Raw genomic sequence first — 11,968 nt, 5'->3', positions numbered from 1 at the left:
GTTGGTCGTCTTGACCCCACGAATCGCCTCAAGCCCCACCTTCGCCTTGAAGCTCGCCGAAAAGGTCTTACGATTCCTCTCTGTCACTGTCGCTCTCCTCGTTAATGTGCGAGGCGATAACTTAAATCCGTGTCCAATTTTCGGGGTCCACTATAGGGCGAGACCTGACCCTAATCCTTGCTCGCCGTCTGAAAATCGTCGAGATCTTTCTCCACGTCTTAGCGTCTTAGGGTACGATATCGTGTATGGCACCCTAAGCCCTTGAGACGTAGCCTTGGCGCCAAGAGTCGCTCGCTTCGCGCGAGCGAAAACCGCGTCTACACGTGCTTGAGCGGGCTGGTCGATTCGAATTGTGGGAAAGCTATGGCTATCCTGCGCTCTATCGACGCGTGGGCGGTTCGCGGAACGGTCGAACTTCTGATCCCTCATCCCTTTATTCAGCAAACCTAAGTGAAAATAATGCGTCTTACCAAGACTCTTCTTACTGCGTTATTGTTTGGATCCGCCGTCAATTGCGCACAGGCCGCATTCGTCGGCCCGGCCTCCGCTTACAATGCTTTTGTTTTTGGCAACTTCACCAGTGCCAATAGTGATACGGAAGGTAATTTGGCAGCAGGCGGTGATGTGAACCTGCAAAATTATAGCGTGGCATCCAGTATTTCCGGCAGTTCTGCCCGCTTAGTGGCAGGCGGTACTGTAACGGCAACGAATGGCGGGGTCGGCGATGGCCAAAACGGCACTATTTATGCCGGCGGCGCCACTAACTTGAATAGCTTTACTGCTAGAGGCGGTGTTCAGTCGCAAAAATTGGTGGATTTCACTGCTGCGGAAAGCCAATATCAACGCCTATCCACTAGCTGGGGGGCATTAGCTGCCAACGGTTCAACCAGTGTTGAGTCTGGCAGTCTTACCTTGAACGGAACCGATTCGAGTCTGAGTATTTTCTCGGTTGATGGTAATGATTTGACCGGCACCAACAGCGTCTTTATTAATGCCGCTTCCGGTTCGACCGTTTTGATCAACATCACGGGTTCTGGGCAGATTTTCCAAAACGGCCAGGTAACTTTAGCAGGTGTTGATGCCGCTCACGTCATTTATAACTTTAGCGACGCCACAACATTGACTCTGGACGGTAGCAAGAACCCATTTGGCACCGTGTTCGCCCCCTTTGCCGACGTGACCGGCGGTAATGGCGCCTTAGACGGTCAATTGATCGCGAAATCGTTTGACGGCAACATTGAGTTACACGATGTTTCATTTGAAGGAAATCTACCAACCGCCGTACCGTTACCTGCAGCCGCTTGGTTATTCGGCTCCGCATTAGGCATGATTGGCGGCATCGCAAGAAAAAGGCGTTCGTCTTAAGGTTCTGCGGACTTAATCATCATTCCGACCAAAAGGCAAAGCGCGACGCTTGGTGAGAAAGTCTTGCGAGAGAGTGGCAGCCCGCGTGGGTTGGGGTGAGCGGGAGCGCCCCCCCAACCTGCACAAACTGGTAAGCGATAGCGGCCTTGATCATCAGTTGGGCCGGTAGGGTGGACGAGCGAGCGCGAAGTCCACCGAATCCCGCGTCGGCGTTGGTGGACTGCGCTGCGCTTGCCCACCCGGAAGACGACTGGCTGAAACGATGATGGACGCCGCGATAGCCTTGGCACCAACGATGAGGCAGTCATGATGTGAACCACACCGCTGAATCGGATAGCCCGGCAACATGGGCTATCGCGGCGCATTGATCGGCGGGGCGACGTATTTCTTCACGGTCAACCTGGCGAACCTATCGCAACGAATCGCAGGGTCTCTTTCGCTAGCATGGGCAGGAGTTGCGGACGCTGGCCTGCTAGGTTTCCGAACATGAACTCGTGCATTACGTCCAACCCTTCCGCTGGCTACCAAATCGCAACGCGTTGAAGTCTCTCGTGCCTTTTGCGGTCTGGCTTTCCTCGTTAAGAAGTTGCCCATCAATTGTTTCCCGATGCGAGCGATGCCGCCCGCAATCCCCCCTCCCCCTTTGCGAAAGGGGGGAGGTTGTTGACGGACACTTTCTGAGCTTATCGGTCGGGCTCGGCTTCAACCAAATCGAAGCGCACCTTGTCGTAGATGTCATTCAGCCGAAGGTTGCAGTCGATCGCGTCGAGGCGGATGGATGCGTTCGGATCCGTGTGTGCTTCGAGGAGCCAGCGACCGTCCGATTGGCGGGTGAAGACGTCGACTGAAAAGCAGTCTTGGGCGATGAGCACGTATTGCGCGAACTCTGGGAGACCCCGATAGACCGCGAACTTGCCGCCACGGTCGTATCCCTCGGTCGAGGGTGACAGGACCTCGATCAGCAGGCTTGCCTTGGTGAGCACGTCCTTGCGGTGGTCGTGGAAACTCGGTTCGCCGCATAGGACGAGCACGTCGGGATAGGTGCAGGCGTCCGCGGCATCGATGCGGAGGCGCATGTCATTGACGAGGACGGTGCAAGGGCGGGACTTGAGTTGCTGGCGAAGCTCGCTAGCGACATTGACGTTGATCAGATTGTGATTGAAGGATGCGCCGGTCATGGCGAAGACCTGACCGTCGAGGTACTCGTGCTTCTCGTCGACGCACTCGCGCTCTGCAGCGAGATAGTCCTCGAAGCTGAAATAGGGCTTGGGCTGTGTGGACATGAGCGACTCCTGAAAGGATCCCGCAAGTATAGACGCAGGCGCAGCCGAGCCTCGGGCGGGTCACGGGGACAGAGTCACGAGGTCACCATTTAGAAAGTGCCCATCAATTGTTTCCCGATGCGAGCGATGCCACCCGAAATCCCCCCCTCGCCCCCCTTTGCGAAAGGGGGGAAGTTGTTGATGTACACTTTCTTAGCTGCCGGCGGTGCTCGTCAACACAGTCCCCCAAGGCCGTGTCGATCCGGGTCTGATCTTTCCCATCCTGTGCACTGAGCCACGCGAGCTGAGCAGGTCGGCATCAATCCGAAGCCGCACCTGCATCTCGATCGGCCGGTAGAAGCGTCCTTGAACGGCACCCGAAAAATCGCCGACCTCGGCAAGATCGCGCGCGTCGATCTGATGGCCGGGCAGTTGACCAAAAGGCTGCAACTCCTGACGCTGTTCATCGGCCATCTTGCTCATATATTGTCCGCTTGAGCGGCGTCGCTTTTCGGGCCGAGACGATCTGAACGACCTCATCGCCCGTCTCGTGATTGCAGCACCTCCGACTCCAACCAGATAACCGCAAGGCCCCTCAACATCACCGAGACGCGCCATGATCCATGACAGCATCAAGACATTGCGCGCGGAGGCCCCACTGGCCCTCGTCATCGCGACCACGCTCGCCTTTCTGGTCTTCGGCAAGGGTTGGCTGTCCGACCTGAGCAACCCGCTTTGGCTCGCGCTGATGTTCGCCTGGCTGTTCTCAGTCATCCTCTGGGCCGCGCTCAAGGTGGTCCATCATGCGGACTGTCTGGCGATCAGGCTGGGCGAACCCTACGGCACCCTGATCCTGACCCTGTCGGTGATCTCCATCGAAGTGCTGATGATCGCCGCGCTCATGCTCAACGGCAGCAACAATCCTACCCTGGCACGCGACACCATGTTCGCCGTGGTCATGATCGTCCTCAACGGGATGGTGGGCCTGACCCTGCTGATCGGCGCGCTGCGCCATCATGAGCAGTATTTCAACCTGCAGGGCGCCAATGCCTACCTGTCCGTCATCATCCCGCTGGCCATGCTCACCATGCTGCTGCCGGATCTGACGGTATCGACGTCGACGCCGACCCTGACCGGCTTCCAGTCGGCGTTTCTCATCGTCATCTGCGTCGCGCTCTACGGCACCTTCCTCGCGATTCAGACCCAGCGTCACCGGGACTATTTCACCGACGATAAGGCCAAGACGGAAAAGCTGGACGCGGACCCCGCGAGCCACGGCGCACTGACGCCACGCTCGGTGCCCTTTCACAGCGTTTTCCTGCTTGCTTATCTGATCCCCGTGGTGCTGCTCGCGAAGAAGCTCGCGGTGCCGATCGATTACGGGATCGAGGAACTCGCGCTACCGGCGGCGCTCGGCGGTTTCATCGTCGCCGCGCTGGTGCTCACGCCCGAGGCGGTCGGGGCCATCCGTGCCGCCCTGGCCAATCGGCTTCAGCGTGCGGTCAATATCTTCCTCGGCTCAGTGATGGCGACCATCGGACTCACCGTGCCCGCGGTCCTGGCCATCAGCCTGGTCACCGGTGGTCCCGTTGAACTCGGGCTACAAGACGCGGACATCCTCATGCTCGTCGTGACGCTGTTGGTGACCCTGGTCACCTTCAGTGCTCCGCGCACGAATCTGCTGCAGGGGGTCGTGCATCTGACGCTCTTCCTTGCGTATCTGATGTTGGTGTTCGCACCCTGACGCGAAAGCCTTCCTCCCGGATCTGACGCGGGGCGGCTGGGGCTCCATGCGGTTGCACCACCCGTGCCTCCGAGATGAACCAAAGGCGTACCCGCGCTCCAGCCAGTCAAGCCAATCGCGGATGGCTGCGAGCATCGCTGTCGGCGGCTATGATGCGGAACGCCAGGCCGTCATAGGCGGTTGCCCCGCCAGGTGCCCATGGCTAGGATGCAGTTGACGAATCTCTCTGCCTTCACGCCATCCCCCTGGACGCAGCGCATCAGTGAAGATCCCCGGCTACACCATCATTCGCGAGCTCGGCAGCGGCGGCATGGCCACGGTGTATCTGGCCCGCCAGGATCGTCTGACCCGCGATGTCGCCCTCAAGGTGATGAAGCCCATCGCCATGACCGGCGGCGACTTCACCTCGCGCTTCGTCAAGGAAGGGCAGATCATCGCCCAGCTCCAGCACCCACAAATCGTCACCATCTACGATTTCGACTCGAGCGAGGGCTATCACTACTTCTCGATGGAGCATCTGCCGGGCGGAACCCTGGCAGACGAGATCAAGCGCGGGATGCCGCCCTCCCGCGTCATCAGCATCGCCAAGAAGATCGCGGAGGCCCTAGCGGTCGCGCATGCGCGGGGGGTCATCCACCGTGACGTCAAGCCGCAGAACATCCTCTTTCGCAGTGACGGCACCCCCGTCCTGACCGACTTCGGCATCGCACGCGCCGTAACGCGCGACCCCGATTCCATGCAGCTCACCAGCTACGGCATGGTGATCGGCAGTCCGCGCTACATGAGCCCGGAGCAGAGCACCGGACAAGCGCTCGACGCCCGCTCCGACCTCTACTCCCTGGGCGTCGTCTTCTACGAGATGCTGACCCATGAGCTGCCCTATGAGGCGGACGACGTGGTCAGCCTCGCGATGAAGCACTGCAACGACCCCATCCCGCGTCTGCCGCATGGGCTCGAGCCTTACCAGTCGATCCTCGACCGACTCATTGCCAAGAAGCCCGAGGACAGGTTCGACAGCGCCGGTCAGCTGATCCGCGCATTGGAGGAGTTGGAGAGCACGACCACCTCGCCGATCGCCGAGGACGATGCCACCCGCGTCCTACCAAGGCGACGTCAGGGCGCTTCCACCGAACCCCCTACCCAGGCGCGGACGCAACAGCGCAGCCAGCCCGAGCGCCCGAGCCGATGGCGCCTATTCGGCATCCTCGGCCTGCTCGCGGCCCTGGGCATGACCGTGGCGATCTATCTGATACAAAACGACGATCAGACGCGCCGCGCCATCTTGGATCAGCTCCCGCAAGCCCAGGCGAATCGACCCGAGACGGTCGTCCAGTACGAGGACCTCGCGATCCAGCATTTCCTCGAATCCAAGGTCGACGCCAGCCTGAACGTCATCCGGCTCGGGCTCGCGATCACGCCGGACGACACTCGGCTGATCAAGCTCAAATCCCTGATCGAGCGGGACATCGAGGCCAACAAGCGACTCGCGGAGGCGCGCGCGCTGCGCCGCGAGAACCGTCTGGACGAAGGCTTGAGCAAGGTCATGGAAGGGCTCGGCATCGCGCCAGAGCACCCAGGGCTGCTCGCACTCAAAGACACCCTCGACAAGGAGATCGCCGAGCGCAGGGCGCGGCAGGCCGCAGAGCTGCTGGCGCGCGCCCGCACGGCGCTGGAGGCCGATCGCTTGGACGAGGCCAGGCGGCTTGTCGAGCAGGGGCTGACACTGACCCCGCAATCGCCCGACTTGGCCGCGCTGCGCGACGAGATCGCAGATCGCTCGAAGAAGATGCAGGATCTCGACGAGACCCTGCGCCGCATCACGGACCTCATCGCGGCGAAGCGACTCGACGCGGCCAAGGGTGCGATCCAGGCCGCGCTCACCGTGCATCCCGATAACGCCAAGCTGCTGGACCTGCAAGCGTCGGTGCAGCGCCAGCTCGACCGCGAGCGGGAGCGCGATATCGCCGCGCGCATCGAAAAGGCCAAGGCTCAGCTCGCCAACGGCAACTTCTCGCAGGCCCAAAGGCTGACCGCGGAAGGGCTCGCGCTTTATCCCGACGACCAAGGGCTCAAGGCGCTGGAGGCAGAGATCCGCGCGGCGCAGAGCGCCGAGACCGAGCGCCAAGCGGATGAGCGCCTGAACCGTGCCCTCAAGGCGTTCGATGAGGGCGACCTGGATACCAGTCGTACATTGGTCGAGGAAGGACTGCAGATCATGCCGGACCACAGCGGTCTGCTCGCGCTGCGCGAGCGCATTCGCGACCACCAGAGACTCGCGGAGCAGATCGCCAAGCAGCTCGCGGACTGCGCCGCCCAATTCCCCCAGGACCAGACGACGATCGCGAGCAGCCTGGAGGCAAAGACCTGTTACGGCGGGGTGCTCTCACTGGAGCCAGCGAACCCGAAGGCGCTCGCCGCCATCCATGCCATCGGCGACCGGGTCGCCGAGCTAATCCCCCCGCTATTGGACGACTATCGCCTAGCGGAGGCTGAGGCCGGCCTCGCGCAGCTACTCAAGATCGACCCCGACCACGAGGGTCTCACCGCCTTGCAGGAGGATCTGCAGCGACATCGGGATTTCTTCCCCGCGATGGTCGAGATACCGGGCGGTTGCTTCGCCATGGGCAGTCCGGATTCGGAGCAAGGGCGCGAGTCCGACGAGCGCCAGCACGACGCCTGCGTCCAAGACTTCCAGCTGGGACGCTTCGAGGTGAGCGTGCAGGAGTTCGCGCGCTTCGTGAAGGCGACAGGCTACCGTACGGACGCAGAGCGCGGCGTCGGCGACATGAACGGCTGCGAGGCCCTGGACCGCGACGACCAGTCGGATTCCTGGAAAACCAGGACCTGGGCAAGCTGGCGCAAACCGAACAAGTACCGGCCGTCCGCCGATGATGACCCCGTCACTTGCGTCAGCTGGCATGACGCGGATGCCTACATCAAGTGGCTCAATGAAGAGACCGCGCACGCCTTCCGTCTGCCCACGGAGGCCGAATGGGAACTCGCGGCGCGAGCAGGCACCGCCCAGGCCCGTTTCTGGGGGAATGGCGCCGGGGAGCAAGCCTGCGACTACTCCAACACGGCCGACTTGAAGGCCGGGTGGGAGCAAGGTTTCCCCTGCGGCGACGGCTACGAATGGGTCGCGCCCGTCGGCAGTTTCCGCCCCAATCCTTGGGGCCTATTCGACACGCTCGGCAACGTCTGGGAGTGGACCTGTTCCGAATACGACCCTGGCTATGGCGGCACCGAGCTGCTGTGCGCGCCGCGCAGCATCGACGCCCCGCGCGTCATGCGCGGCGGGGCGTGGAACAGCGGACCTGCCCTCATCCGCTCCGCCTATCGCAACCGCAACTTTCCCGAGACCCGCTACAGCTTCGTGGGCTTCAGACTCGCGCACGACATGCCCAAGACAGCGGGGCAGGACTGAGCCGACACCCGGCCAGTCTATTCGACCTGGGACAGCTGGCGAGAGGTATCGAGCAGCGACCGATACTGCTCGCGACGCGTCAGTTCAAGCTTGCCTAGCTGTGCGGCCTTGCCCGAACTCGACGGCGCCTTCTGCCCCACCTCGTTCTGCTTCAGTTGCTCGATGGCATGCAACTCCTTTTGGATGAGCGCCGCTTCGCTCTTGGCATCGCGCTGCTGACTGGTGACCTGACGCTTGAGTTCGACACGACTGGCCGTCGTGCGTGCCACCGGCTTCGTCGATGCTTGGGGCTTGGGCTTGCTTGCCGAGGCGCTCCGCAGCTGCTGCCGCAGCGAAGCAGCCACGCGATTTCGCACGGCAAGCTCATTCTGGAAGGCCTTTCGCTGCGCCTCGAGTTCGGATTCGAAGATGAGCCGATCCTCCGTCAGGCCGGACGCCTGGCGGTAGAGGTCCAGGGCCTTGGCCTTGTCCTTTGGCACACCGAGCCCCCGCTCGTAGAGAGAACCGAGATAGGTCTGGGCCGGGCTGTGGTTCTGTGCAGCCGCCTTGCGATACCAGCTGGCCGCGTTGGCGTAGTCGGGTGCGGACAGGCCCAGCCCGTTCTCGTAGATCTCACCCACATAGGTTTGCGCGACCGCATCACCGCCCTGCGCCTTGGGCAGGAGCGTCTGCAGTGCACTGCCGTAATCCGAGCGATCAAAGAGCACGAACTCACCACCGCGAATCCCGCAATCGGACTTGGTGGACTTCACCATGCGCCGCGGGGCCATGTAGGTCATGCGCGTACCGAGCTGACGAATCTGCCCTGGCAAGAGACAGTCGACGAGCACGTAATCATCGACACCGCGCCCCGGCGCAACCGGCTCGATGCCCGCGAGGTCACCCGACTCCGAGGTGCTTGCACAACCGGCGACCCCAAGGGCCAGGATAAAGGAAAGCCCTGAAATGAAATAACGAGACCAGCATTCGCGCGCCATAGCCGACTCCTCCGAGCGTTTTCTGTCATGGCTCGAAGTATAGCGATGCAATGCGCGCATGGGACAAGCTTCCGACCACGGCATGAGCTGCGTAGCGCTCTTGAAGCATCTGCGGCGACACGAACGCCTCTTGATTCGAACAGCGGCGCCAGGGCACTCAACCCATGCAGCCAAACGCCTCAAATAGTCTAGAATCAGAGACGTTCGATTCCTGCATCAATAGGGGTGCAGCAGCGAGCAATAGCGCTCAACTTGTTTCAAATCATGATAATAAAGATTTTGCGCGAAGGACTGCGGAGCGGGAGCGCGCGCGAGGGCCAACGGCGTTGTAGTAATGAAACACCAGCTGAGACATGATCTCCGGACCTGATCACGCCGAATCGTCCTTGTTTAGCTGCGTGCTCCTCGGAATGAGGCGGACTCAGCTTGACGCAGCACCGCAGATGCGGACCGCCGAACGCTGATGACATGTTACGGATCGCCAAGATCCCGAACGATGGGGCAATAAGATGAATAGAGACGCACACGCGGGCGAGTCATCTCGCCGTCCACCGCCACGCAAATGGCCGACGATGCTCGCAGCACTCCTGCTCGGCATGTCTGCAAGCACGGCCTTTGCGGAGCCGACATTCAACCCAAACTCTCCGGACGTCGAGCGCGCACCAGGTGGAACCTTGACGATCGGGATCGCCACCAATCCTCAGGGCAATGCGCTGGAGAAGCTCGTCAGTGCGAACTGGACCGAAGGCGGCGGCGCGACCCGACGTTCAGCGCAGCTGAGCCCACAGAGCGATTCGGTCACCATCGGCGTGCCGAGCAGTGCGACGCACTGCGAAGTGCTCGACGACAGCCTCATCGTGACCTGGGACGACAACTGCTTTGAAGAGACGAGTACTGGTGAGTTGAACTGCCGATCGCCAGGCAATACGACCACGACCGGCATTCGCATCACGGTCAAAGACGAGCTCACTCTATCGCCCACCAGCAGCACCATCTCGGGCGGCCCCGGCAGCACCCAGAGCGTCACGCTACGCCTGTCGGGCGGCGCCGCCCCCTATTCGGTCGAGAGTTCGAATGGCGCAGCCGTCACACTCTCCGGCAGCACCCTGAGCTATAGCATCCCTGCGGATGCGACCGGAAACTTCAGCGACACCATTTCCATCAAAGGTGCATCGGAGGGTGATGCCTGCGGCGGCAACTCGGCCGATCTGAGCCTCAGCATCAATCTCGACGCGGATGCACTCATTCTGAGCCCATCCTCACAAGAACTCGGCGCATTCCAGCCCGGCGACTCGGTCCAGGCGACCCTATCAGTCTCCGGCGGCATCCCCGGCTACAGTGCGGAGATCGTCTCCGGTCCGGCTGGCGCGCAGCTCTCCGGACCCTCCGCCGATGGCGCCCTGACCTTCAGCTACAATGTTCCCGCCGACGCCCAATCCGGCGACACCAGCGTGACCATCGAGGTCACGGACAGCGGCGAGGGCGCTATCCAGCAAACCGCAACCGCCAGCCTGTCTTTCAGCGTCAACGCACCCAGCGGCCCCAGCTTATCCGCGAGCCCCTCGGACATCTCACTGAACGCGACATCCCTCGTCGACACCTCGACCACGGTCACGGAGCGCTTCAACGTCAGCGGCGGCGTCGCGCCCTATGCCCTCAGCGTGGTCGGCGTCAGCGGCAACATCCTAGGCCGAGTCGCGCCAGCGTCGCTCTCAAGTGCTGGTGCGGCGGAATACGCGGTCGATATTCCCGCCAGCGCCCAGGCCAACCTCGCCTTCGTCAATCGGATCGAGATCACCGACGCCGACGGCAATGTCGCCGTGATCACGGTCGAGGCCAACGTCAGCGCCGCCAATACGCTCTCGACCATGCCCGGCCTGACGCCCAACCAGCGCAGCGTCGCACGCGCCGTCGAGACCCTTTGCCCGCAGCTCGGGGCCATGTCTCAGCGCACGGCGGCGCAGGAGGACCTCTTCACCCAGTGCTCGGAAATGCTGGCCAATCCGCGCGCCTCGGGCATCCCGGAAACGCTCCAGCAGATCACCAACGAGAAGGCCAACGCCGCCAAGAGCGCCGGCATCGAAACCGGCACCCAACAGCTCTCCAACATTAGTTCGCGACTCGCCGCCCTGCGCGGCGGCGCCAAGGGCTTCGACTTCGGCGCCTTCGCCCTCAACGTCGATGGCGAGAGCGTCTCTGGTCGACAGCTCGCCGCCCTAGCCGCCGATGCGAGCGGCGGCGGCGCCAGCGCCGATGCGGCCTTCGGCAAGTGGGGCTTCTTCCTCAACGGCACAGTCAACTTCGGCGACAAGGACGAGACCAATAACGAAGCGGGCTTCGACTACAACACGACCGGGCTGACCGCTGGCGTCGACTATCGCTTCAGCGAAGACTTCATCGCGGGCGGCGCCCTCGGGTACGCGACCAACGACGTGAACTTCGACTCCAAGGGCGGAGGGCTGGAGACTGAGACCTGGCACATCGCGGCCTACGCAACCAGCTATCTCACCGAACGGACCTATATCGACGCCATCGTCGAGTACGGCTGGAACGACTACGACTCCAAGCGCAACATCGATTATCAGATCACCTCGTCATTGGACGCCGTCAGACGTCAGGCCAGGGCCTCATTCAGCGGCGCCCAGTTCGGCGCCAGCCTGAGCGCTGGCTATGACATCAATGAGGGACCGGTGGCCTTCGGCGTCTATGCCAAAACGGCCTACCTAAGCGTCGACGTCGACGACTATCGCGAGAACAACGCGGGCGGCCTCAACCTGGAGATGGACGGATTCGACGCAACCTCCGTCACCACCACGCTGGGCACCAGCGTCTCTCGCGTGTTCAACACCCAGACAGCCATTCTGGTGCCGCAGGCCAGCTTCGAGTGGGAGCACGAGTACGACAACGACGCCTCGACGCTCTCGGCACGATTCGCGGCGGATCCGAGCGGCACCACCTTCCTCATCGACACGGATTCCCCAGATCGGGACTACTTCCGCATCGGCCTTGGCCTCTCGGCGCTCTTCCCGCAGGGCATCACGACCTACCTCACCTACACCACCCTGCTCGACAAACGCGACTGGACGGACCACTTGATCGACGCCGGCGTACGCTGGGAGTTCTAGGAACCAGCGGCTCGCCCAAGAGGCGGCTCAGGTCTGACACCTGAGCCGCCTCAGAGGCCTGATCCGCGCCC

At 62.1% G+C, this 11,968-nt stretch carries 7 protein-coding genes; 4 read left to right on the top strand and 3 right to left on the bottom strand.

What is annotated here, in order from left to right; all coding sequences use genetic code 11:
- The first annotated feature begins 459 nt into the window (after positions 1-459).
- A complete protein-coding gene (locus G3480_RS16815; protein ID WP_164655046.1) occupies positions 460-1,365 on the top strand; it encodes a choice-of-anchor A family protein in 906 nt (301 codons plus the stop codon).
- Positions 1,366-2,048: 683 nt separating this feature from the next.
- On the opposite strand, the gene G3480_RS16810 is transcribed toward G3480_RS16815, so the two are convergent.
- Positions 2,049-2,648, bottom strand: a complete 600-nt coding sequence (locus tag G3480_RS16810; protein WP_164655045.1) for a Uma2 family endonuclease — start codon at positions 2,646-2,648, stop codon at positions 2,049-2,051.
- Between the two features lie 192 nt (positions 2,649-2,840).
- The gene (locus tag G3480_RS16805; protein WP_164655044.1) at positions 2,841-3,110 is read right to left on the bottom strand and encodes a hypothetical protein; all 270 of its coding nucleotides are present in this window, start codon (positions 3,108-3,110) and stop codon (positions 2,841-2,843) included.
- A gap of 133 nt (positions 3,111-3,243) precedes the next feature.
- Between G3480_RS16805 and G3480_RS16800 the strand changes: the two genes are divergently transcribed.
- Positions 3,244-4,371 carry a calcium:cation antiporter gene (locus G3480_RS16800; protein WP_164655043.1) on the top strand — a complete coding sequence of 376 codons (1,128 nt, stop codon included), beginning with the start codon at positions 3,244-3,246 and terminating at the stop codon, positions 4,369-4,371.
- Between the two features lie 262 nt (positions 4,372-4,633).
- Positions 4,634-7,795: an SUMF1/EgtB/PvdO family nonheme iron enzyme gene (locus G3480_RS16795; RefSeq protein WP_164655042.1), complete on the top strand. Its 3,162-nt coding sequence runs from the start codon at positions 4,634-4,636 to the stop codon at positions 7,793-7,795.
- Between the two features lie 17 nt (positions 7,796-7,812).
- Here G3480_RS16795 and G3480_RS16790 read toward each other — a convergent pair whose 3' ends face one another.
- The gene (locus G3480_RS16790; protein ID WP_164655041.1) at positions 7,813-8,772 is read right to left on the bottom strand and encodes a tetratricopeptide repeat protein; all 960 of its coding nucleotides are present in this window, start codon (positions 8,770-8,772) and stop codon (positions 7,813-7,815) included.
- Between the two features lie 509 nt (positions 8,773-9,281).
- Between G3480_RS16790 and G3480_RS16785 the strand changes: the two genes are divergently transcribed.
- Positions 9,282-11,897 (top strand): autotransporter domain-containing protein, encoded by a 2,616-nt coding sequence (locus G3480_RS16785; protein ID WP_164655040.1) that lies wholly within the window; start codon positions 9,282-9,284, stop codon positions 11,895-11,897.
- The last annotated feature ends 71 nt before the right edge of the window (positions 11,898-11,968 follow it).

Source organism: Thiorhodococcus mannitoliphagus (assembly GCF_010915725.1).
In the GTDB taxonomy this organism is placed as follows: domain Bacteria; phylum Pseudomonadota; class Gammaproteobacteria; order Chromatiales; family Chromatiaceae; genus Thiorhodococcus; species Thiorhodococcus mannitoliphagus.
This window is presented reverse-complemented; position numbering and strand designations above follow the sequence as displayed.